Origin of the sequence: Spirosoma fluviale, assembly GCF_900230225.1 — a bacterium.
Lineage (GTDB): Bacteria > Bacteroidota > Bacteroidia > Cytophagales > Spirosomataceae > Spirosoma > Spirosoma fluviale.
The window spans coordinates 136,884-161,682 of sequence record NZ_OCNH01000001.1 but is presented as its reverse complement, the minus strand read 5'-3'; the positions used below and the strand labels follow the sequence as shown (position 1 = coordinate 161,682).

The 24,799-nt window shown below is 51.7% G+C and carries 16 protein-coding genes; 9 read left to right on the top strand and 7 right to left on the bottom strand.

Annotation, left to right across the window (positions count from 1 at the left end):
- Window positions 1-47: 47 nt before the first annotated feature.
- A complete protein-coding gene (locus CRO74_RS00645; RefSeq protein ID WP_097124085.1) occupies window positions 48-3,392 on the bottom strand; it encodes a glycosyl hydrolase in 3,345 nt (1,114 codons plus the stop codon).
- Between the two features lie 456 nt (window positions 3,393-3,848).
- On the bottom strand, window positions 3,849-4,817 hold the full coding sequence (locus CRO74_RS00640; protein ID WP_097124084.1) for an AraC family transcriptional regulator: 969 nt from the start codon (window positions 4,815-4,817) through the stop codon (window positions 3,849-3,851).
- A gap of 131 nt (window positions 4,818-4,948) precedes the next feature.
- Here CRO74_RS00640 and CRO74_RS00635 point away from each other — a divergent pair, with 131 nt between their 5' ends.
- Window positions 4,949-5,326 carry a hypothetical protein gene (locus CRO74_RS00635; RefSeq protein ID WP_097124083.1) on the top strand — a complete coding sequence of 126 codons (378 nt, stop codon included), beginning with the start codon at window positions 4,949-4,951 and terminating at the stop codon, window positions 5,324-5,326.
- Window positions 5,327-5,368: 42 nt separating this feature from the next.
- Here the strand turns inward: CRO74_RS00635 and CRO74_RS00630 are convergent, their stop codons facing one another.
- From CRO74_RS00630 to CRO74_RS00620, 3 genes are read right to left on the bottom strand one after another with little or no spacing between them, the layout of a single operon-like run.
- The gene (locus CRO74_RS00630) at window positions 5,369-7,495 is read right to left on the bottom strand and encodes a xanthine dehydrogenase family protein molybdopterin-binding subunit (RefSeq protein WP_097124082.1); all 2,127 of its coding nucleotides are present in this window, start codon (window positions 7,493-7,495) and stop codon (window positions 5,369-5,371) included.
- 19 nt (window positions 7,496-7,514) lie between these two features.
- Window positions 7,515-8,525: an FAD binding domain-containing protein gene (locus CRO74_RS00625; RefSeq protein WP_097124081.1), complete on the bottom strand. Its 1,011-nt coding sequence runs from the start codon at window positions 8,523-8,525 to the stop codon at window positions 7,515-7,517.
- A gap of 14 nt (window positions 8,526-8,539) precedes the next feature.
- Window positions 8,540-9,340: a 2Fe-2S iron-sulfur cluster-binding protein gene (locus tag CRO74_RS00620; protein ID WP_097124080.1), complete on the bottom strand. Its 801-nt coding sequence runs from the start codon at window positions 9,338-9,340 to the stop codon at window positions 8,540-8,542.
- A gap of 172 nt (window positions 9,341-9,512) precedes the next feature.
- Here CRO74_RS00620 and CRO74_RS00615 point away from each other — a divergent pair, with 172 nt between their 5' ends.
- The 7 genes from CRO74_RS00615 (at window position 9,513) to CRO74_RS00585 (ending at window position 20,894) form a co-directional block, all read left to right on the top strand.
- On the top strand, window positions 9,513-9,815 hold the full coding sequence (locus tag CRO74_RS00615) for a DUF1330 domain-containing protein (protein WP_097124079.1): 303 nt from the start codon (window positions 9,513-9,515) through the stop codon (window positions 9,813-9,815).
- A 415-nt stretch (window positions 9,816-10,230) separates the two neighbouring features.
- Window positions 10,231-10,614: a hypothetical protein gene (locus CRO74_RS00610; protein WP_097124078.1), complete on the top strand. Its 384-nt coding sequence runs from the start codon at window positions 10,231-10,233 to the stop codon at window positions 10,612-10,614.
- Between the two features lie 177 nt (window positions 10,615-10,791).
- Window positions 10,792-12,438 (top strand): GH35 family beta-galactosidase, encoded by a 1,647-nt coding sequence (locus CRO74_RS00605; protein WP_144035862.1) that lies wholly within the window; start codon window positions 10,792-10,794, stop codon window positions 12,436-12,438.
- A 566-nt stretch (window positions 12,439-13,004) separates the two neighbouring features.
- The gene (locus tag CRO74_RS00600) at window positions 13,005-16,136 is read left to right on the top strand and encodes a SusC/RagA family TonB-linked outer membrane protein (RefSeq protein WP_097124077.1); all 3,132 of its coding nucleotides are present in this window, start codon (window positions 13,005-13,007) and stop codon (window positions 16,134-16,136) included.
- Window positions 16,137-16,171: 35 nt separating this feature from the next.
- Window positions 16,172-17,713, top strand: a complete 1,542-nt coding sequence (locus CRO74_RS00595) for a RagB/SusD family nutrient uptake outer membrane protein (protein WP_097124076.1) — start codon at window positions 16,172-16,174, stop codon at window positions 17,711-17,713.
- A gap of 197 nt (window positions 17,714-17,910) precedes the next feature.
- Window positions 17,911-18,708, top strand: a complete 798-nt coding sequence (locus tag CRO74_RS00590) for a polysaccharide deacetylase family protein (RefSeq protein WP_097124075.1) — start codon at window positions 17,911-17,913, stop codon at window positions 18,706-18,708.
- An 8-nt stretch (window positions 18,709-18,716) separates the two neighbouring features.
- Window positions 18,717-20,894, top strand: a complete 2,178-nt coding sequence (locus tag CRO74_RS00585; RefSeq protein WP_097124074.1) for a glycoside hydrolase family 20 zincin-like fold domain-containing protein — start codon at window positions 18,717-18,719, stop codon at window positions 20,892-20,894.
- Window positions 20,895-21,117: 223 nt separating this feature from the next.
- Here the strand turns inward: CRO74_RS00585 and CRO74_RS00580 are convergent, their stop codons facing one another.
- Both CRO74_RS00580 and CRO74_RS00575 read right to left on the bottom strand, forming a co-directional pair.
- Window positions 21,118-22,170: a glycoside hydrolase family 43 protein gene (locus CRO74_RS00580; protein ID WP_097124073.1), complete on the bottom strand. Its 1,053-nt coding sequence runs from the start codon at window positions 22,168-22,170 to the stop codon at window positions 21,118-21,120.
- A 36-nt stretch (window positions 22,171-22,206) separates the two neighbouring features.
- The gene (locus CRO74_RS00575; RefSeq protein ID WP_097124072.1) at window positions 22,207-23,226 is read right to left on the bottom strand and encodes a LacI family DNA-binding transcriptional regulator; all 1,020 of its coding nucleotides are present in this window, start codon (window positions 23,224-23,226) and stop codon (window positions 22,207-22,209) included.
- Between the two features lie 473 nt (window positions 23,227-23,699).
- On the opposite strand from CRO74_RS00575, the gene CRO74_RS00570 reads away from it, so the two are divergent.
- Window positions 23,700-24,743, top strand: coding sequence for an endo-1,4-beta-xylanase (locus CRO74_RS00570; RefSeq protein WP_245877808.1), 1,044 nt, complete (start codon window positions 23,700-23,702; stop codon window positions 24,741-24,743).
- The last annotated feature ends 56 nt before the right edge of the window (window positions 24,744-24,799 follow it).

The following is a 24,799-nucleotide window of genomic DNA, read 5'->3' as shown; positions in this document are numbered from 1 at the left end:
ATATCCAGAGGCCGTTTGTGACGTGCTGATCTGAGAACGCAGACGGGTTATAACGCTGGCGCGAGCACCCGAACGGGACCCATCAGGCCCGACGGCAGCAGGGGCGAATTGGCGCGGTAGAACGGTATGGTTGTAAACGTAATCTTGTTCGTCACGCCGGGCTGCGCATCGCCTACCAGCCGGTTGACCCAGAGGTTCGTCACCTTGACCTGCACCGTGTTGGCACCAGTTTTCAGAGCGTCGGTGATGGGTAGGCGGAAGGGTTTCTTCCAGACAATACCCATGTTTTTGCCGTTTACGATCACTTCGGCCAAGTTCTTTACATCGCCCAGATCGAGGATATACGAAGCTGCTTTATTAACCGTTGGCACCTCAAACGAATTTTCGTAGGTAGCCGTGCCCGAGAAGTATTTGATACCTGCATCGGCATTGTCGGTCCACGACGCCAGCTTATCGAACGTGGCCCCTTGCGGAGCGCCCCGTCCTTCCTGAAAACTCACCTTCCATGCACCATCCATCCGCGCCACCGCCGACTCCGTGACGGTTGGTTTGGTATAAGCCGCAACGGTGGCTTTTTCGCCAAATACGATAAAATACGCATCCCACGATTCGAACCGGAGCGGGATGATCGTGCGGCCATCTTTCACCTGATACGAAACCGTTTCTGTTTTGCCCGTTTGCGGATTCCACAGCTGCGGCACCTTTCCCGTTACCCGAAAGCTGATCTGCGCTTCGTTAAGGGCATCGCTGCGGTTATTGAGCCAGTAAATATCCTGTCCGGCCGTTTGGCGGTGAACGTACAGAATCTCGGCCGAAGCCCCCGAGATAATCACATCTTTAGCAACGCCCATCTCGCCCAACACCGCGTCGATCGGTTTGGCCGATACGGTTGGCTGGCTCCAGATCTGGTTCACGAGGGCGGTAAACTCGGCGGGGTTATCGCTCAGGCTCGGCGACTGTTCGGGCCTGGTACCCGTTACGTGCATACCCGCCTTCACCAGTTCGCTCAGTTTTTTCAACGTCGGCAGGGTCATGTACCGGGCCGACGCGTCCAGCACCAGCAGGCGGTACGGCTGGCCGCTCTTCGCCACAATTTTCCCACCCTCCACGCGCAGGGCCGTTTTGAGGGCTGTTGCGTTCACAAAATCATATTCGTAACCCGCCGGAAATTCCGGCAACTTGGTCGCGCAAAGCTGGGTGATGTTGTTATTCTCGCCGTAATAGTACAGCACATCGACAACGGGTTTGCCCTGCTGAAGCAGGTAACAGCTCCGGCCCAGGTAGCCGGTCCAGGCTTTGGCCTGCTCGGCCCAGGTTTCGTGGCGGGTAAAATACTGGCCGAACGGTCCCAGAGAAAAACCGGGTAGTTTATCGTCCAGCGGCTGGTGAACAGAGGTATGCACCACAAAGCGGTTCAGGCCAGACGCCATTTCCAGATCGGCGGTGCGCTTCAACTTTTCGGGATGATAGCTGAACGCGTTGCCTACCGAGGTCATCGACTCGGCCGCCACCAGATTCTGCCCGTAAATATGCGCTACCGACGCCGACTCGCGAATATCGGCCTGACTGCGGGGTTCTTCGTTGACCCCCTGCCCCAGACTACCGGGCGTCCACATGGCCGACATCGGAATATCGGCGTTTCGCTTCACATCCATACCATCGGCCAGATAAATCCGTTTGTTCTCGTGCGATTCCGTGTAGCGTTTCATGCCCCGCTCGTGGAGGGCGTCGCCAATGACATCGTAATGGTTGTCGGAAATCAGTTCACCGATGGTTTTGCGGTAGTCCCACAGGAATTTCTCACTCGCTTCGGCACTTTTCACCACCCGACCCGCCAGCACCGGAAGCCAGGGAATAAGGCTATAGCCGCGCCGTTTGGCAAACTCCTCGGGCATGGCTTTGGTCCAGGTCATAGCCCCCGCTTCGTAGCTGTCCAGCACCATGTATTCCAGCCCCTGCTTGCCCATCTGGCCACCCGTGGCATCCTTGTACATGTCGAGATAGGTATCGATGTATTTCCGAACGGCTAGTTTATCCAGTTTATCGACTTCCAGCCCCGTCGCTTCGGGCGATGCCGGGTGGTTTTGCCGACCCGTAAGCGAATAGCCCATGCGAAGGACTACCCATTCCCCAGCGGGGGCGGTCCAGTTCAGGGTACCGTCAGCGTTCATTTTACCCGTTAAATCGACTACATCCTCCGTCGGAATGGCATCGCCCGTTGTTGATGCGGCCGCCAGCTTATCTTCCCACCAGGGGCTGAAACCGGCTTTCTCCTCAAATTTATCAATACGCTCGGTGGTGTGCAGCACCAGCTCAGCCACATTAACGCCCTCCGGCTTGCCCGGTTTATCTTCCCCACCCATCAAGGCGGCAAAACGATTACCGGCTGGTGGTAACGTTTTGAAGGTAAACCGGAAATAGTTAGCCGTTGTGGGCGGGATACTGAGCGTAGTCTGGGCCACGGTACTACCCGGAATGGTTCTGACTTCGCGGAAGTTAACGCCATCGTCACTCACTTTTAAACTCCGGTTATTAGGAGCGCCCTCAAACTCCGCCAGGACTCCTCCGCTAGCGGCCCCAACAATGGAGAGTGCCTTAAACGTCTGGGGCTGTGCAAACTCGTATTGAATCCACATATCTTGCCCAACCTCCATGGGTGGCAGGGGTTTGGCATTGGTCAGGTCACCGTCGGTGAGGTCGGCCAGGGTAAAGGAGCCCCCGCTGGACGTAACTTTAGGGTTGAGCGCCGACAGGAGGGTTTCGCTTTTGGGCACACGGTAGGCAATAACGGCGGCATCCTGGTAGAAAGTGGGTAATACACCAACTGTTCCGCCGAAGCCTCCTCCCCCGGTGGGCAGGGGTACATGCTGGAAGTTACCCGTTGTGGCCGCTGGCTGGGGTAGTTTGCCAGTGAAAGCTTTGCCACCCGAAATCCGGGTTTCTGTCCAGACGTATTTTTTCATGGCATCACTCGGCGGAACCCACGGTCCGCCCGTCACGCTCCAGCCCGGCGAACCGGCAATGGCCATTTCGAGTTGCAGCTTTTTGGCTAGTTCGGTAGTGAACTTAAAGGCGTCTTTCCACTCGGGGGTCATGAACACCAGCTTTTTAGGCACGACATTGGGAGTCAATAAGCTGGCGTCGAAATTCTGAAACCCGCCAATGCCTACGCGCTTCATCCATTCGAGGTCTTTCTGAATACCTTCTTTGGTGATGTTGCCATTCATCCAGTGCCACCACACACGCGGTTTGGCGGCATCGGGGGGTGTACTGAACTGCTGCCGGAGCGTAGTAGCGGCACCCGCTGCCGGTGGATTTTGTTTTTTCGTCTGACCGAAACTGGTCTGAATGATAAGTGGTAAGGTTAGGCAAAGAGCCGCCAGGTGCTTCATAGTAAATTACAGGTAGGTGATTTTGCCGGATAGTAGAACGATTCCCTGTAAAACTAGGGCGATAATAATACCGCACTGTCCTGTACTTACCTAGTTATCTCCTTATTCGCAATGGAGAAGGCTTTGACGAAGGAGGTAGATTTTGGATTCAAAGTATAGGCCACATCCCTGGCATAGTTTAATTAGCCCAGTATAGGCGGCCCGTCAATAGTTAGTATCGCTCAGTTCTCGCCTGAAGCGCCGTAGGTGCGACCTACTCTGGTTCATGGAGGTCGCACCTACGGCGCTTTGTAGATCTACTCATTCTCTCTTTTCTATTGATAGGCCGCCCAGACAGGGCTTTTCGGTAAAAAGAGAGGGTATACAGCTATACAGCGTAGATTATTGATAAGTCACGAATCGATTGGTCACCGGCTGACCAGTTTTCCTCAAGACGGTTCATTGTTATCGACTACACTACCCCGCCGGTTGCTGACGCCATTTTCGAGCGGCATGGAGGTAAGCACTGGAAGCCGAGTAACCCAGCAGATAGGCGATATCCTGCGTGCCCAACGTTCGACCCCGTTCCAGATGAGTCGCCATCTGGCGTTTGATGTCGTCCGCAATGGATCGGAACGAAGTGCCCTCTTCGGTCAACTTGCGCTGAAAGGTTCGGTGGCTCATGGCAAACTGGCTTACCACCTCATCCAGACATGGTAACTCGGGCGAACAGAGATTGAGGATCATGGTACGCACCTGATCCGCAAACGGGCTACGACGAACCGGTGACTGACCCAGTAATTGCAGAAAAACCGGCAGCAACACGTCCAGATTCTTGAGCCGCCGACGATTGATCGGGCCAGCCACCAGACGCAGTTCTACCATTAATCGGTGAGCATTAGCGGTTGTGATGGGGCTGGCACAGAGCCGCTGGTATTCCTCTAATTGGCTATAGGGCACTTGTACTTCGGCAATGTCATCCTCAATCATCAGGCTAATTTCCCGGTACATCAGGAACAACACCGAGTCGAGTACCTGATTTTTCAGCGGATTTTGGAGTAGGGAACTTTGCAACTCAATGATCAGGTGATCCTGATGCTGGGTTGTTACCAGATTAATTACGGGAAAGGTGCTCGCCAGATAGTCGGCCAGTAAACCCAGGGCCTGCTCAATGCTGGAAGACGCCAGCGAGATTTGGTAAACCAGCCCCAACGCCCGTAAATTCAGGTAGTAGCCGTAATGCAGGCCCAGATGCGGGTCCCGGCTGAGATCGAGCATACCCGCCCAAAGCCTGGTATAATCTGCCAGACTCACCCAGCCTTTTTCATCCGTTAGATCAGACTCAGGAACATCCAGCTGGCTCAGCAGAAGCCGCCTGTCTAACCCTTTGCAGACGGCATAGTCCAGAAGGTTAAGAAGGTGCTGACTGGAGAGGTTTGTGCACATCGGGCCGGGGTCGTTGAGTTGACGCAAAATAGCCAAAAATTGGCGCAAACTATCAACCTAACCCAAACCCAGAGCCCGACTTTTGTCCTGTTCAATGCAAAACAAACAGTTCACCAAAAACCAATTTAGTTATGAAATCGCTGAAAACTGTTTTGATCATCAATGCTGTTAGTTCGGGAGCGACCGGCCTTTTGCTGTTGGCATTAGCTAATCCTATCGCCCAACTCTTCGGACAATCATCGACGGGTATTTTCACCGAGGTTGGCCTTTTCCTGGTTGCCTTTGCCGTGTTTGTCTTCTACCAGAGCCGCCAGCATTCTGTATCAACGGGAGCCGTCCGATTCATCATTGCCCTGGATTTACTATGGGTGGTAGCTAGTGTTATCCTGCTGGTATGGCCCTCGGTGGAGCTGACCGGATTAGGGCAGGCTGCCATTGCCGCCGTTGCCCTCTGGGTAGCCTTGATGGCGTATCTCCAAACGAATGGGCTAAAGAAAGTAACGGCTTAGGAAATATGGCGTACCGACCGTCGATCCAGTCGGTACGCCATCTCACAACAGCTTATCCGGCGTAATGGGCAACTCCCGGACTCGCTTGCCGGTAGCGTTGAAGACGGCGTTGGCTACGGCGGCCGCTACGCCAACAATGCCCACTTCACCGATGCCTTTTACGCCGAGTGTATTGGATTTCTGGTCGTCTTCCCGAATAAAAATAGCTTCCATGTCGCCAATATCGAGATTGGCCGGAACGTGGTAGTCGGCGAAGGAGCGGGTAACGAAATTGCCCCAGCGCGGATCGAGAATCGATTCTTCGGTTAGCGCCATACCAATGCCCCAGATATTGCCGCCGATGATCTGCGACCGGGCCGTTTTAGGGTTCAGAATGGTGCCCGCACCCGTCACCGCCAGAAACCGGTTTACCCGCACCATGCCCGTAAACCGGTTTACGGATACTTCGGCAAAGTTGGCGTTAAAGCTGTGCGCTGAGTATTCCTCGGCGCTTTCCAGCGGTTTGGCGTCGATTCGGGTCTGAAACTCGGTTAGTTTTTCGGACAGCATCAGCTGCGAGGCCGTTGGGCGGGCGAAAAACTGCTTGCCGGATCGCGTCAGTAGTTCATCCGTAATCTTTTGGCAGGCGTCGTTCACGGCGTTTGCGTAGCTGGCAGCCCCCACCGAACCCACCGCACCAGCCGCTGGCGGGAGGTCAGAATCGCCAATGACCACCTTGACGTTACGAAGGGGCAGACCGAGCGCATCGGCGGCCGTTTGCGTTAGGATTGTGTAGGTACCGGTTCCGAGATCGGCAGCGGCCAACTCAACCGTAGCCATCACGTCGTTACCGGTACGTTTCAGTTTCACAATGGCCGACGTGGGCCGCTGATGGGCGGGATATGTGCCAGCCGCCACGCCATAGCCAATCAGGTAATTACCCTGCTGGTTCTGGCGGGGTTCAGCTTTTCGCTTTTCCCAGCCAAAGGCCTTGGCCCCCACTTGTAAACAGTCAACCGCTTTTCGCGACGACCAGGGTTTGCCGTTGGAGGGATCGCGTTCGGGTTCGTTTTTAATACGCAGCTCAATCGGGTCCATCTTCAGGGCGTAAGCCAGCTCATCCATCGCCGATTCGAGGGCGAAACTGCCCGTCGATTTACCGGGGCCGCGTGTGTAGGTCGGCAAAATCACGTTCATCGGCACCGCCCGGTACGTAATGAGCGAGTTCGGCACGTCGTACATGACCTTCGAACAATCGCCACAAGGTTCGACGAACTCATTTTTTATGGCACCATGCGTCGTGATTTCGTGCGCCAGCGCCGTCAGTTTACCGTCTTTGGTAGCGGCCAGACTTACTTTCTGGTGATTCCGCTGGCGCAACCCCACCGAATTCACCATCTGCTGACGGGTCAGCGCCAGCTTTACGGGCCGGTTCACCTGTTTAGCGGCCACCGCCGTTAGTACCAGATTGGCCCACTGGCCACCTTTCGAGCCAAAACCACCCCCGATGTACGGCGTAATGATTCGCACCTGTTCGGGCTTGATATTTAACGTATTGGCCGCAGCACTTTGCGCCCCGTTCACGATCTGCGAACTATTATAGAGCGTTACACGATCACCGTTCCATTCGGCAATGGTGGCGTGGGGTTCCAGCGGATGGTGGTGCTCGATGGGCGTTTCGTACACCTGCTCAACTTTGTACTCGGCATCACGAAGCGCGGCTTTTGCATCGCCCCGTTTGGCATCAGCTCTTTCTTTATCCTTCGGGAGTGTAGCCTCTTTAGCCAGTTTCTCGAAATCGACTTTCGGCTCCTTCTTATCGTAGGTGACGTTGATCAGGTGCGTAGCATAACGGGCCTGCTCGAAGGTTTCGGCCACGACCAGACCAATATGCTGTCCGTAAAACTCAATTTCGGGACTTTGGAGCAGTGCACCCCCGCGAATCCCACCATTGACATTGAGCTTCGGGGCATTGGTGTGGGTGATAACGGCCAGCACACCGGGCGCTTTTTCGGCCGCAGTGGTGTCGATGATCCGAATCGTTCCGGCGGCAATCGTACTTTTAAACAGCACGGCGTAGGCCAGATTTTTGACCGGATAATCCGTCGAATAAGCTGCCTTTCCCGTCACTTTGGCAATCCCGTCGATGCGACTAATGGGTGTGCCGGTTAGTTTGTTTTTGTCTTGCATGGAAGTAGTGACGTTGAAATTAGGCTTTACCGCCGTTCATGGCCATTTGCAGCGCCAGCACAATGCTGCGGTTGCCCAGTTCTACTTTGAACTTGTTATGCTCCAGCGGCTTTGCATCGGCCATTTCGGCATCGGCAGCCCGCTTGAAATTCTCGGCTGTCGCTTCTTTACCCGCCAGAAATTGCTCGGCTTTTAAGGCCCGCCACGGTTTGTGTGCTACGCCACCCATTGCAATTCGCGCCTGTACGATCTTATTGCCCGACCCCATCTCCAGGCCAGCGGCTACCGAAATGAGCGCAAAAGCATACGACGCCCGGTCGCGCACTTTGAGGTAGTACGATTTGTCGGCAAACTTGTTAGGAGGCAGGTCAATGGACGTAATGAGTTCGCCATGCGCCAGGTTCGTGTCCCGTTCGGGCGTATCGCCGGGGAGTCGGTGGAAGTCCGTAAAGGAGATGCTCCGTTCCTGACCGCTGGCGTTCTTAACCTTAACTATGGCATCCAGTGCCGCCAGCGCAATCGCCATATCAGAGGGGTACACGGCTACGCACTTCTCGGACGCGCCGAAGATAGCGTGCAGCCGGTTAACGCCTTCCAGCGCCCCACAGCCGCTGCCCGGTTCGCGTTTGTTGCAGGGCATCGCCACCTCGTAAAAATACGGGCAGCGGGTACGTTGCAGCAGGTTACCGCCATTGGTCGCCATGTTCCGAATCTGTCCGGACGCGCCCGCCAGAATAGCCTGGGTCAGGAGCGGGTAGTTCTGGCGGATCAGCGGGTGATTGGCGGCATCGGTGTTTTTACCCAGCCCGCCAATCGACAGGCCGCCTTTGGCAAACCCGGCGGCAATGGGTTTTATCTCTGTCAGGCGCAGGCCCGAAATGTCGACAATGGCGCTGGGGCGCTCCACATCTTCCTTCATCAGGTCGATCAGGTTAGTGCCTCCGGCGAGGAATTTTGCATTTGGGTTTCCGGCCAGTTCCTTCGTGGCTGACGCAGGATCATTGGCCCGGCTGTAGGTAAAAGGTCTCATGGATTAGTGACTGGTTAGGCCGAAAACCGAAACGTCTGTTCGACGGGCTTTCCGCTGTGAACCTCCTGAATGGCGGCAACAATATTAGGATAGGCACCGCAGCGGCACAGGTTTCCCGACATCCGCTCCCGAATTTCTTCGGTCGACAGTTGAACCGGTGCCGTTTTTTTGCGTACGTCCTCAGTGACGTAACTGGCATCGCCCCGCTTCGCTTCGTCCATCAGGGCCACCGCCGAGCATATCTGGCCGGGCGTACAGAAACCGCATTGAAAGCCGTCGTGTTTCAGAAACGCTTCCTGCATCGGATGTAATCGAACCGTCGAACCGGACGTCCCCTTGGCGAGGCCTTCGATCGTTTTCACACTTTTCCCTTCGCAGCTGGCCGCCAGGGTCAGGCAGGACAAAACCCGCTGTCCGTCGACAATGACCGTACAGGCACCGCACTGGCCGTGGTCGCAGCCTTTTTTGGAGCCGGTCAGTTCCAGCCGCTCGCGCAGCGTATCCAGCAGGGTCATTCGGGAGTCGACCAGCAGCTTGCGAGCTGCCCCGTTTACGTTAAGCGATACGTTGACGCCATTTTCGATCGTTGCCGACGATAACTCCGCAGCAACCGGTACGCTGAGCGGTCGGGTAAACAGCTGCTCGGCCACCGCCGATTGGGCCGCCAGGATGCCCCCGCCAGCCAGGGTCACGAGCTTCAAAAAATGACGCCGGTTTACGCCGGTATCGAGAATCTCGTCCAGATCTTCCGGCATCAGATCTTCGAACAGTTTCTTTTCGTCGTCCGACAGGTCGGGAGTTTCGTTCACGTCCATTATGCAGTTCGTTGTGGCTCAATACGCGTATCGCTATGTAGCCAGGAAAGGTTATTTTTAGGGGCCAGTGTCTTCTGAACGTAAACGTTCTGTAGCCTCTATTGTTATGAGCGTCGACGGGCTCACTGCTTTCAGGCGAATCTTCTCACCGATCACATAAACATCAGGTACTATGCTCTATTACACGCAAATCGTTTTTGTAAAGGAAGGTCAGGAAGCCGTTTTCCATGCTTTCGAAGATCAGGTCTTACCCCTGCTCGAACGACACAAGGGTACATTACTCTACCGCGTCCGCCCGGATACTGCTTCTGTCCTGACAACTACGTTAGGCCATCCTTACGAAATCCATCTGGTCAGCTTTCCGGACCGAACCGATTTCGAGTCCTATCGGGATGATCCGGAGCGACGACAACACATAACATTGAAGGACACCTCAGTCGAGCGTATCCTACTCGTGGAAGGCAGGCGGCTGTAAGTATAGCTCTATGGCCATCGCTTTCGCGTGCTGATAACTCTTTATTGGTAGTTGGGTAAAACTCGAAACGGATGATTATCTTCAGTTATTTGCTACTCTCCGTAGTAGCCCAACTATAGATCGATTCTCGTTTTACTCAACGTTACGACAAACTGGAAAACATTGAAAGCTCGGTATTGAACCGGGCTTTCGCTTTATACAAACGATTCACTTCTCGTTATAGAATTATTTATCTAAGTTGGCTAAACTGGCGCATAGCGTCCGTTGATTTGGGCAGTATGAATTTTTCGGGGAGCAGAGTATACCCCAAAAGTACCTTACCTTTAATCCGTAAACTTTTCACCTTTGTTTAACCACCAACCAATTTGACAGGGTTACCCTTCGTTTACAGTTTATTATTTAACCAATTTCTACAATGAAAAGAGTAAGTCTGTTTCTGTTCATCTTTCTCCTCGGCGTCTGCGTAAGGGGATATTCTCAGGCCGCTGCGCCCGCTGACTTCTTCGCGGGTAAGTGGGAAATTACAATTACGGGTACGCCGGACGGCGATGCAAAAATGGTTACGGATCTGGTTCGTAAAGACGGTAAGCTAACGGGCGAAATGAAAGACCCAACGGGAAAGCGAACGGAGGTCACGCCGATTACGAAAGTTGAGGAAGGAACCGACAAAATGACGATCTACATTGATACGGCACAGGCGGGCGAAATCCCCATTGAGCTGAAAAAAGTGGACGACGACCATTTGAAAGGACAACTGATGAGCATGTTCGACACCACTGCACTGCGCATCAAAAAGTGATTCGTTAATTCAGTCATGAGCATGAGAACATTGCTCAGGGAGAATCGCCCTCTCCGGGTAGTGGAAAATCGTCAGGATACTCCCACTTGCCCAATTTCTGACTAGAGGTGCTTCTTCAGGGACAGGTTAAGTAGATTTGTAGCGCGGCCGGAGCCGCGCTACACGTTTATATTGATCATGAAAAACCAAATCGCTTTCTGGCTCGTATGGGCTTGCTGCCGGGCGGGCGCACTTTTGTTGGCTCATCAGGTTGCGGCTCAGTCGTCCACGAACCTACCGCATCTGCAAAAACAGGGGACGGCAACTCAGTTGGTCGTGGAAGGCAAACCGTTTCTTATGTTGGGTGGAGAGTTAGGTAATTCCAGCGCATCCAGTACAGCATACATGAAGCCCAGGTGGCCTAAGCTTCAGCAAATGCACCTCAATACCGTTTTGGCCCCCGTTTACTGGGAATTGCTGGAGCCAGAGGAGGGCAAATTCGATTATACACTGGTCGACGATCTACTCAAAGATGCCCGCCAGCACCAGATCAAACTCGTTTTACTTTGGTTTGGCACCTGGAAAAACAGCATGTCCTGCTACGTACCGGCCTGGGTCAAAACCGATACGAAGCGGTTTCCACGAATTCGGGATAAGAAGGGGAAAGCCCACGAAATCCTGACCCCGCTCGACAAAAACAACCTCGACGCCGATGTTAAGGCATTCAGTGCCTTGATGCGGCACATTCGCGAGGTTGACCAGCGGCAGCAAACTATCATCATGGTGCAGGTCGAGAACGAAATCGGGATGTTACCAGAAGCCCGCGATCACTCCCCTATGGCCAATGCCGCGTTTGGGCAACCCGTACCAACCTCCCTCGTTCAATACCTGCAAGCCAACAAAGCCTCACTGGCTCCGGCCGTTCGGGCGGCCTGGCAAACCAGTGGATTCAAGACCAGTGGCACCTGGGAAACGCTCTTCGGTTCTGGTCTGGCAACGGACGAAATCTTCATTGCCTGGCACTTTGCTCAATTTGCCAACCGCGTCACAGAAGCCGGAAAGACCATTTACCCCTTGCCCATGTTTGTCAATGCAGCCCTTAACCGGCCCAATGTAAAACCCGGCGATTACCCCAGCGGTGGCCCACTACCGCACATCATCGACATCTGGAAAGCGGGTGCCCCGGCGGTGGATTTCCTTTCTCCTGATTTCTACAATCCCGATTTCAAGTACTGGAATGACCTGTACACGCGCAAAGACAATCCGCTCTTTATTCCGGAAATACGCTTTGAGCCGTCCGATGCGGCAAAAGTTTTTTACGCCATCGGCCATTATGAAGCGATGGGCTTCTCCCCTTTTTCTATTGAATCGACGCATGAGCCCGCCAACGAACCCATTGCCCATAGTTATTCGATCCTTAGTCAGCTTTCGCCCCTGCTGGTGGCGCATCAGGGAAAAGGAGTCATGAACGGCATGCTCTTCGAGAAGCAAATACCCGTCGACACCATTCACCTGGGCGGCTATACGTTTACTTGCAAACATGATTATACCCTGGGCTGGTCGCCCAAAGCGAAAGAGGACGAATGGCCAATAACGGGCGGGCTAATTGTCCAAACCGGACCCGACGAGTTTACGGTGGCGGGCTCGGGCATTGTTATTACCTGTACCTCAGACAGACCGCAGACCCCCAACGCCGGTATTTTACAACTGGATGAAGGTGTATATATAGACGGGAAATGGCAGGCAGGTCGCCGACTCAACGGCGATCAACATCATCAGGGACGTCATATTCGTATTCCAACGGGAGAGTATGGCATTCAAAAGCTGACTTTATACCGTTACTAGCCAATAGCCTAACAAGATAATCCGGGGCGTATAATCGAGCGAAACGATGCGTGCGTGTTTTATCGGCACACACAGCGCTTAATAAATTGATGATTACCCCCGGATTTTAAGTTTTACATCTATCTGTATAATTTATATAAAAATTATGCAACCGATTGCAAATCTAAAAGATATTCTGATATTTGTATTAAGATAAGTATTAATAGTACCAATCTAGGAGACATTTCAGGCATTTCATTACTCAACTTTCATAACCAGACAGTCACCACTTTTTGACCTTAGCAAATTTGCAAAAGGGTTAAATTGATAAAGTTATACAAGCTGTATTTGCAAAAAATGGGACTGTAGCCCACCTTATCATTTTTCAATCAACACATAAACCAACCTTTTTTCCACCTCCTGTTATCACACCGAGCCTATGCCAAAAAACGTATCTACATAAAAAAAGTCAGTGATGGGCCAACATCACTGACTTACGAACACATCCCCGTTTCTCCTGCGAAAACCATCCGAAGTCGGATGCAGGGATTTTTTTGCCGTTTTTAAACCGACAAACAGTCAAAATTATGTCAAAACAACTACAGTTGCGTAGCTTGCTACGTACTTTTTTACGCCATGGGTTCTACCAATTTGTACTCATTGCGGCCTTTACAACAATAGCCTTTACGCATAGCGCCCTGGCCGACCAGCCGGTTTCGGGTGCCATTCTTGACGAGAAAGGAAGCCCACTGGTTGGGGTTAACGTTCAAATTAGAGGGACAACACGCGGCACAGCCAGTGATGCACGGGGCGCCTACCGAATTGACGTCCCTAACGGAAATTCGGTTCTGGTTTTCAGCTACATCGGCTACAAAAAGCAGGAAATAACGGTCAATAACCGGTCGATCATCAACGTATCGCTGGAGGCCGATGCCGGTGCGCTGGAAGAGGTCGTTGTGGTTGGTTATGGTACTCAAAAGCGTTCTTCTCTAACAGGTGCCGTTTCGACAGTAACCCCCAAAGAGCTTACGGCATTACCCGTACCAAACGTAGCCGCTGCCTTACAGGGCCGGGTGCCGGGGGTATCTGTTGTCAATAATGGCGGCCCGGGCGCGTCTCCCATCGTACAGATCCGGGGTATTGGCTCGATCAACTACGCATCCGGTCCACTATATGTGATCGACGGTGTACCAACGGGCGACCTCAACAGCTTCAATACCAATGATATCGAATCGCTGGAAGTCTTGAAAGATGCCAGCTCAGCCGCTATCTACGGGTCGAGAGCATCAAACGGCGTTATTCTGATTACCACCAAGAAAGGCGGGCGGGACAGCAAAATACGCATTACTCTGGATTCGTATGTGGGTACCCAAAGTGCCTGGCGCAAAGTGGATGTGCTCGATCGCGATCAGTATGTACAATACGCCAGAGCCCTCACGTCCAATGCCGGTATTCCTGTTCCAGGTCGGTTGAGTGACCTGAACCAGCCTATTTATGCCGGTGCTTCACAAACGTTTGCCCAGACCCAAACCAACTGGCAGAACGAGCTTTTCCGCAATGCGCCGATTGCTCAGCACCAGATTTCACTGTCAGGCGGAAATAGTGCATCCCGCTTTTTTGCATCGGGCAGCTATTTCAAGCAGGATGGTATCATGCGGGGCACCGATTTTGAGCGGGGCTCCTTACGGCTCAACTCCGACCACCAGGTGTATAAGTTTTTAACCATTGGCCAAACCCTGACGGCCGCGTATAGCAATCAGCGTTCCGAGCCATCGGCAGATCGTTCGCAGCTGATGCATGCCATTCGGATGATGCCTTACTGGCCTACTTCGGATCCAACCAAAGTAGGTGGCTTTAGTGCTCCTACGGCGTTAGACGGTTCTGACCCGGAAAACCCGCTCCGTGCCCTGACGATGGACATGAGCCGGAATAAATTCCTGAAAGCGTTTGCTACCGTTTATGCCGACATTAAATTGACCAGCTACCTGAAATACCGTTTCAACTATGGTGTTGATTTAGGCTTTAACAACGGCAGTACCTTCAACCCTATTTATAACGATGGGTATGGTCAGCGGGCTTCGGCTACGGTTTCGCAGTCACGCAACACAAACATTTCTCAGGTAATCACCAACCAGTTGTCGTTTGATAAAACGTTCGGCAAACATAACCTGAGTGCGCTGGCCGTTGCCGAAACCCAAAAAGTGCTGGGCACCGGCATGAATGGCTCGGGTAACCGACCCAATAACGACCTCGATGTTATTCAGGGCGTTAGTAACCCGGCGATTACGAGTACGCGCAGTGAAATCAACCTGATTTCGTACGTAGGCCGTATCAACTACGATTATGATGGCAAATACCTGTTAAGTGCTTCGATTCGTCGGGATGGCTCCTCGCTGTTTGCACCGGGCAACAAATGGGGTAACTTCCCATCGGCTTCGGTAGGCTGGCGCATCAACCAGGAGAACTTCATGAAAGGCCTCTCCAACCTGTCGGAACTGAAGCTTCGCGCCAGCTACGGCCGAACGGGCTTCAATGGCATTAACAACTACGCCTGGCAGTCGCTGGTACAAGCCGATGCTACGGCCTATCCCTTTGGCAGCGCCAACAGCTTAGGTTCTTATTTCAACGCCCTGGGCAATACCGAACTGAAGTGGGAAACGACCGACATGGTTAACGTAGGTGTTGATGTGGGTCTGTTCAATAACAAGCTCACCTTCACGGGCGAAGTTTACAACCGGTTTACCGACGGGCTGATTCTGGGAGTCCCCATTCCAAACTCGATTGGTTATTCCAATGCTCCCGTTGCCAATATCGGCAGTATGAAAAACTGGGGCTATGAATTCCAGGCAGGTTACAACATTGCAAAAGGTGATTTCCGGGGGAATGTATCGGCCAACATCGGCATCACCCGCAACCGGGTACTGAGCCTAGCTACCCCAACGGCTTCGATCTATGCCGGACAGAATGCGGACTACGGCGGATTTGACATTACCAAGACCGAAGTTGGGCAGCCCATCCAGTCGTTCTATGGCTGGCAGGTAGATGGTATTTTCCAGAATCAATCGGAGATCAATGCTGCCAACGCCATCGATGCCAACGACAAGACGCTTTATCAGGATAAAGCCGCTCCCGGCGATATCCGCTTTAAAGACCTTAACGGCGATGGTAAAATTGACGCCAACGACCGAACCTATCTGGGCAGCTACCTGCCGAAATTCAACTACGGTGCCAATTTCAGCGGTACGTATAAGAACTTCGACTTTACGCTGTACATACAGGGCGTTCAGGGCAACAAGATTTATAACGGTACGAAAGTCGTTACACAGGGTATGCTGCGCCTGTTCAATGCGGGTACAGACGTGCTGAACGCCTGGACACCAACCAACACCAGTACCAATATTCCGCGTGCCGTTAGTGGTGACCCCAACAACAACAGCCGTACCTCAGACCGCTTCATTGAAGATGGCTCTTACCTGCGGCTCAAAAACCTGACCATCGGGTATTCAATTCCGGGTACAACCCTCAGCAGCCTCACGAAGGGTACGGTTAGCAAAGTTCGGGTGTACATATCGACGCAGAACCTGTTGACATTCACCAAATACACCGGTTACGATCCGGAAGTGGGTTCCCGCAATGGTACACTGCTGCGAAATGGTATCGACTACGCTATTTATCCGCAGTCGCGTACGTTAATGGCTGGCCTTCAGCTTACGTTCTAATTAGTTTTTCACAAGCTAAAAATCTTATTCTTACCATGAAAAAACAGTATTTCATAATTGGCGCACTGGTCATTGGTGTCGCTATCGGGTGTGATGATAAGCGATTGGATCAGCTTAACCCGAATGCCGTGACCACGGATAGTTACTTCAGAACGGATGTTCAGATACGAAGCTCTGTCAATGGCGTCTATGGAGCCCTTCAGTCGACCAATCTGGTAGCGCGGGAGTGGTTTTTTACTCAGGACCTGCGTTCTGACGATGTATCGGCTGGCGGTGGTCAACTCGAAACACCTCGTAACCAGTTACTCAACGGTGTCCACGATACGGGTAACTCGCTGGTAAGTTCCGTTTGGACCGGTGCTTATCGGGTTATCCACCGGGCCAATGTTGTTATTGACAAAGCAGCCGCTTCGACCGCTACCCTAACGCCCAGTGTCGCCAATCAGGCCGTTGCCGAATCGAAGTTTCTGCGTGCCTGGTCTTATTTCGAGCTGGTGAGCTTGTGGGGTGGTGTACCCTTGTACAAAAACTATGTTACCTCGCTGGCAGCTTCGGCGCCCCGTTCGTCGGAAGCGGATGTGTACGCATTTGTCATTGCTGATCTGAAAGCGGCTCAGGAAGCCCTTCCGGCAACCTACGATGCTGCCAACCAGGGCCGGGCAACGAAAGGAGCAGCCCAGATGTTGCTGGCACGGGTCTATATGCAACAGGGCGATTATGCCAACGCCAAAACTGAACTTCAGAAGATAATCAGTTCAGGAACTTACCGATTGGTTGATGAATATTCCGATAATTTCATTGAAGAAACGGAATTCAATAAGGAGTCGATCTGGGAAATCAACTTCCTGCCATCGGGTGGCTCCTTTAACTGGAATGGCGATGCCGATGGTGCTTCGGCTGGCGAAGAAACCGTTCGTACTCAAGAGTATTCGGGTATTGGCTGGCGCAACATTATTCCATCCAACAGCCTGCTGGCCGAGTTCGAAAAGACGAGTAAAGGCGATGCTAAAACCGACCCTCGTTACGCGAAATCGGTATACACTACGGGCGACAAATACAACAATGACCAGAGCGTGCTGACCGATGGTCAACAAAATGGCTTTGGATCGATTGTCGACGGTAAAGAGGTAAAAATCAGCTGGCGGAAGTTTACCCTGATGTACAAAAATGGGGTTTCGACAACAGGCGGTATCAACCAGCGTATCATGCGCTACGCTGAAACGCTGCTGGCCATGGCCGAGTGCGAAAACGAGGCAGGCAATACAGCGAGTGCGATCAGCTACCTGAACATGGTTCGAGCACGGCCCAGTGTAGCCATGCCCGCTTACCCAACGGCCAACTACCCCGTTTCGACCAAAGATCAGATCTTAGCGGCTATTATACACGAGCGCCGAATTGAACTGAATGGCGAAGAGATTCGCAACCGGGACATTCTGCGCTGGCGCAAGCAGGGCAAGTTAAAGACTGAGCCATTTGCTTATTTCCAGAAAGGCAAGCACGAACTGCTGCCTATTCCACAGCAGGAAATCGACAATAACCCCAACGTTGGTCTGAAAGGCCAAAATCCTGGTTATTAATCGAATCAGATTAGCTAATTCATGAACAATGACACCGGAGTCTTCCGGTGTCATTGTTGTAATAGAGGGTACTGGTTATGATTTCAACTCACCCAACAACTAGTTATTATAAGCAAACGAATAGCTAATTTCCGACAGAATTTAGGATTACTTACAACTAAAAATCCTGTAAATCCTGTCAGAAAAAATTAAGTCTTATGAAAAAAGCAATCTTAGTCAGCCTACTAACCTTAACCTGCACCCTGACATTTGCACAGAACGCTACCGTCTGGAATGGAAAAAAATGCGCGGTTGTTCTCACCTACGATGATGCTCTGGATGTGCATCTGGACAATGTTATTCCGGTTCTGGATTCGGCAGGACTAAAGGGGACATTCTACTTATCAGGCTACTTTCCCGGTTTTGTCAGCAACATTACCCGCTGGAAATCAGCCGCTGTGAACGGGCATGAGTTGGCCAACCACACGTTATTCCACCCATGCACTGGTAATACGCCAGGGCGCGAATGGGTGAAGCCCGAAATGGACATGAGCAAATACACTGTTCAGCGGATGACGGACGAAATGAGAATGACCAACGTTCTTCTCAAAACCCTCGACGGACAGTCGGCCCGCACGTTTGCCTATCCTTGTGGCGACACAAAAATTGGCGACGTTGACTATTACAAAACAGCGGAAAATGATTTTGTAGCCGCCCGTGGCACCAAAAGCGAAATGAAGAAAATTACCGACCTCAACTTTGCCGAGATCGGTTCGTATGCCATCAATGGGCAATCGGGCGAGGAGTTGATTGCGCTGGTGAAGCAGGCACAGGCAAGTAATTCGGTACTGGTTTTTCTATTTCACGGCGTAGGTGGCGGCCACTCTCTGAATGTCGCGCTGCCGGAACACAACAAGCTGGTTCGTTATCTAAAGCAGAACCGATCCGATATTTGGGTAGCACCGTTTATTGAGGTGGTTCAATACGCAAAGGCTCACCAATCGAAGCAGAAATAGAATCGCTAATGAGAACAAAGCCCTTTATCCTCCTCGTTCTATTCGTCGGCCTGATGTCCGGTCTTAGCGCCCAGCGCGTGGCTGTCCAACAGGTAAAGCCTACCCTCCAAACCAGGTACGCGGCCGAGCAACTGACAAAAGCGCTTATTGCCCGGCATTATACCATCGTTACCCAAGCAGGTGTGACGGACATAACCATACGTCTGACCCCTGATAATCAGCAACTAGGAAGTGAAGCGTATTCGATCGCCAAAGAGGGTAATCAACTGACCATTACCGGGGGCGATGCCCGGGGGCTTATTTATGGTAGTCTTTCGGTGGTAGAAGCACTGCAAAACGGCACTTCGCTGCAAGCCATCAAATCTCAAAACGAGAAGCCCCATTTGCCGTTGCGGGCCATCAAGTTCGATTTACCCTGGGATACGTACCGGCATAGTGACGCCCTCGATCTGCATTACGAAACCTGCCGCGATACCCTTTACTGGAAAGCGTTTCTGGATATGATGGTCGCCAACCGGTTCAACGCGTTGAGCCTGTGGAACCTGCATCCGTATACGTACATGATCAGACCCACAAACTTCCCGGCAGCCACGCCCTTCAACGACCAGCAACTGGCCGAATGGCAATCTCTGTTCCATGCGATTTTCCGGATGGCCAGTGAGCGGGCCATTGATACCTATCTCGTTCCCTTCAATATTTTTACCAGTCCGGAGTTCTCGAAAGCCTACAACGTTAACCCCAAACTGAACAACCTGGAGCATTTCCACTTTATCGACGGCGACACATCGGCAATCGTGAAACGCTACACGCGGGAATGCGTGACGCAGGTGCTTCAGGAGTACCCCGAACTCACCGGCTTTGGCCTGACACTGGGCGAAGCCATGGGTGGCATGAGCCCCCAGCAACGCGAAGACTGGATGAAGGCAACCATCATTGACGGGATGCGGCAGGCCGGACGAAAAACGAAGCTTATTCACCGAATTCCGTTTTCCAGTACAACCGGCTCGCTGGGCGTTACCAGCATCGAAACCGAGAAACTAACCCGGAAGTCGATCGAAAGCGAAGGCGCGCTGGACTTTATAGAAGGGCCAATCTGGGCCGACTTGAAATACAACTGGTCGCACGCGCACTCGACCCCTACCCTGGTTAAAGTACACGGCGGTAAGTTGTACGACACGTACTTCAAGCCAGACCCGACGGCCTACAAAATTACCTGGACGGTGCGTAACGAAGATTTCTTTTGCCTGCGGTGGGGCGTTCCCGATTTTGTCCGGGCGCATATTGCCGCCAATAACCAGTCGTATGTAGGCGGTTATTTTCTGGGGTCGGAGACCTATATTCCGGCTAAAGACTATTTCACGAAACCCGGCGGACCAGTCGACTGGAAATATGCCTTTGAGCGGCAATGGCTATTTTACAAACTCTGGGGCCGTTTGCTGTATAACCCCACCACGCCCGACGCCATTTTTAAAGCTGAATTTGTCCGTCGCTACGGTGCTCCGGCGGCTCCCTTGCTGGAGGCTTACGCATTGGCTTCGGCCACACCCCTGCGGCTGGCATCGGCCTTTGATTTCACCTGGGATTTTTCGCTCTACAGCGAAGGGATGATGGCCTTCGACAGCCAGAAGAACGTTTCCTACATCTCGGTCAATCAGCAGATTACCCAACCAACGCTGGACCCGAATTATGTGTCGGTCACTGATTATGTAAAGACGATGGCTGCTGGAGGTTCATTCGGTTCCGGCAAAATTACCCCCCCTATTCTAGCCAGTATGCTGGAAACCGATTGCCGAAAATCCCTGCAACTCGTGCGTTCGATCAATGTAAAGGCGAGTCGATCGTTACAATACGAAGTTTCGGATGTGCAGGTTTGGGCTAATTTGGGACTACATCTGGCGGAGAAACTAAAGGCGGCCGTTGCCTTGCAAACGTACCGGACTACGGGGCAGGAAGCCCAGAAACAAGCGGCTATTCAGCACCTGAAGGCAGCTCTCCGGTATTGGGACACCGTTATAGCCATCACCCGGCCGCTGTATAACGACATGCCGCTGGTGCACCTGACGGAGCAGAAAGGACATACGTGGGAAGAAAACAATAAACTCCGCTTCCACTGGGAAAAGCTACGCCCGGATGTAATGAAGGACATTGAACTGGCCGAGAAAGCGAAACCGGATACGGGAAAGTGATGAATTCCTCAATCTTTTCTGTACTATTCCCGTGATGTCAGGTTCTTAAACCTGACAAGGTAGGTTTTGAGAAACCTACTGTCTGTTCGATTAATGTAGGTAGGTTTTGAGAAACCTACCTATGTCGGGTCTGAGGACCCGGCACCACGGAAAGCACAAAAACTCCACAAAAAAAGCTCCCTCATACCTGAAGGAGCTTTTTGCCTGAAACGATCACGAGCCGTTACGGCGTAATCAATTCGATTGATCCATCGGGCTTGCGCATCAATTCCCTCATTTTGATATTGCGTAGATGCGTTTTGCCCGTCAGTTCCACATCGTGGTAGAAAATGTACCACTTGCCTTTAAATTCTACAATCGAGTGGTGCGTCGTCCAGCCGGTAACGGGCTTCATGAATGTGCCCTGATACGTAAAGGGACCATAGGGAGAGTTACTGGTGGCGTAGGCCAGAAAGTGCGTATCGCCGGTTGAATAGGAGAAGTAATATTTCCCCTTGTACTTGTGCATCCAGGCACCTTCAAAGAAACGTCGATCATGGTCGCCCGCTAACAGCGGCTTCCCGTCTTTGTCGATAATTTGTACATCCTTGACCGGCTCGTCGAAGGTGAGCATATTTTTATTCATCCGAACGACTTTGGCACTTAGCGCAGGCTCGTTGTCTTTGCCTAAATCAGTCTTCAACGTTTTATCATACGTACCGGTTGCCCAGCGCTGGAGCTGTCCACCCCAAATGCCGCCAAAGTACATATACGTTGTACCGTCCGTATCCGTAAAAACCGCCGGGTCTATGCTGTAGCTGCCCGGTATGGGTGCTGGCTCGGCTTTAAACGGACCTGTCGGCGATTTGCTGGTGGCTACGCCCATACGGAAAACATCTTCTTTATCCTTTACGGGGAAGTACAGGTAGTAGGTTCCGTTCTTATAAGCGGCATCGGGAGCCCACATTTGCCGACCTGCCCACGGAACATCCTTAATGTCCAGCGCCACGCCATGATCCGTTACTTTGCCATTGATTTTATCCATCGAATAAACATGGTAGTCGCGCATGTTGAAGTGCCCGCCTTCGTCATCTTCCGGCACGTTGGCCTCAATATCGTGCGAGGGGTAGATGTAAATCTTCCCGTTGAATACGTGCGCCGACGGGTCAGCCGTATACAGATCCGTAACCAGCGGTTTGGGGCTGGCGGGAGTCGTTGTGCTCTGGCAAAAACCAGCCTGGAGACCAACACCAATCAGCGCGACAGCAACAAGAGTAATTTTAGTTGAGATAAACATAGGAAACAGGTTATTTAAATTCTTTGAGTCTGCGAATCAGACTCGCCGGGAAGATTCCCGAACGATCAGTTCATAGTTTAAGAGGATGGTATTTGTGGTGCTGATACGCAGAAGGCCGTTGAGGTGGTTAATCAGACTTTGAGCCGCTATTTCCCCCATTTCCTGACCGGGATAGTGAATCGTTGTCAGGTTAGGCTCCACCAGTTGCGCAATCGGGTCATCGTTGAAACCAACTACCGCAATATCTTTTGGAATGGAGAAGCCATTTTTCCTTAATCCGCCCATACAACTGGCTGCGCATAAATCACTGGCAACAAAGAGGCCGTCGGGTGGCGAGGGCATCCGGGCAATTTCATCGGCTACATCAAGACCATCCTGCCGGGTAAAGTCTGTTAACCGAATCAGTTCATCCTCAACCGGGAGCCCGTGTTCAAGTAATGCCATTTTATACCCTTTGAGCCGGTCCGCGTAAACGTTTCGCTTAACGCTGCCGGTTACATGCATGATCCGTCGGCAACCCTGGCCTAGTAAATGGGCAGTTGCTTCGTAGCCTGCCTTCAGGTTGTCGATAACGATATTGGTGCAATTTTTCTGCGGCATCACCCGATCGAACAGAATCATGGGAATACCCTTACGAAAGAATGTGCTAAAATGCTCCAGGTTATCGGTATCAGCCGCTAGCGAGACGAGCAACCCATCTACCCGGCTGTTAAACATGGTTTTTGCATTGGCCATTTCCTTCCTGGACGATTCAAGCGACTGGCTGATAATCAGGTTATAGTTGGCCTCATTTGCCACCTTCTCCATCCCCGAAAGCACAGTCGACATAAAGGAACTATCCAGCCTGGGTACAATGACCCCAATCGTTTTGGTTTGCTGCCGTCGTAGGTTACTCGCAAACGTATTTGATCGATAGCCCATCTCCAGCGCTTTGTTGCTGATCAACTGTTTTGTATTACTATTAATGGCCGGATGGTCATTAAGTGCTCTACTTACAGTGGCAGGAGACAGATTCAGTAACCTGGCTATGTCATAAATCGTCGTTTCTTTCTCCATATGAGCGATACTCTGAGTATAAATCAACTACGTTACAGAACACCCGTGCTCAACACACGCATTTCTATGCAATCGGTTGAAGTCAAAAATAGAACAAAGCAGTAAAAATAAAACAACTAGCTAAAAGACAACAAATTAGATAAGAAACTTAATACTTCTTTTAGTAGCTTAGGCTTAAAACAATCTAGTAAGCCTACCCATTAACAAGTTCTATTACCTATCCCCGTATTGAAAGTCCATTCGTCAGACCTTGTAATAAAAGAAATGACGGCTAAAGACTATCAATCGGAATGTAAATCTATGTTTTTTTCTCAAAAGTTAGTGCAATCGGTTGCAATTATAAAAATTATCAGGAACTTTATACTGAAAATAAGACAACAAAGGGATGTTCGGCCAGATAGCCCTTTTATGCCCGTATGAAAAAACTACTTTACTTTAGAAACCAGGTTGGCGTTACACTGCTCTTAAGCGGCATGGGGTTGCTTGGTATGGGGCTTAATGCCGGGCCAACTGCCGAACCAACGTTAAAAGAAGCGTATAAAAAATACTTTCCCATCGGTGTGGCCGTAGCACCGCGCAACCTGACAGGGCCGGAAGCAGATCTGATTGTTCAGCAGTTCAACAGTGTTACGCCCGAAAATGCCATGAAAATGGGGCCAATCCACCCTGAAGAGAATCGGTACTTCTGGCGGGATGCCGATGCCATTGTCGATTTTGCCCAGAAAAATGGCATCAAAGTCCGCGGGCACAATCTATGCTGGCACAGTCAGGCTCCACGCTGGTTTTTTACCGACTCCCTCGGGAAGCAGGTGAGCAAAGAGCTGCTTTTAAGCCGAATGAAACGTCATATCACCGATGTGGCAACCCGGTATAAAGGAAAAATATACGCCTGGGATGTGGTCAATGAAGCCGTGCCCGACACGGGTACCGGTGTGTATCGAAAATCTAAATTCTACGAGATCTTAGGAGACGAGTATATCGAGAAGGCATTTGAGTACGCCCACCAGGCCGATCCGGATGCTCGCTTGTTCTACAATGATTACAATACCGAAAATGCGGCTAAACGGGCCAAAATCTATCAGTTGGTTAAGAAATTGACCAGCAAAGGGGTTCCCATTCACGGCGTTGGCTTACAGGGGCACTGGTCCATCTATGAACCTACCGTTCAGGAGTTGGAAACGTCGATTAAGCAGTTTGCCAGCCTGGGTCTAGCCGTACAAATAACGGAGCTAGACGTGTCGGTTTATCCAAAAGAGCACGAACGTCGGGAAAAAAGACCAACAGACACCAGCGAGTTTACACCCGAAATGAACGAAAAACAGGCCGCTCACTACAAGATGCTGTTCGATGTGTTCCGGAAACACAGGAAGACCGTCACGAACGTTACATTCTGGAATGTGTCGGACAAAACCTCCTGGCTCGATAATTTTCCCGTTCCGGGCCGCAAAGATTACCCCCTCTTATTCGACCAGAATTACCAGCCTAAGAAAGCTTTTTGGAGTGTCGTTAAATTCTAAGCTACTTACTAACGCTAGGTTCAGGATAACTGTAGAATAGCCGGTCGCTATCCAGT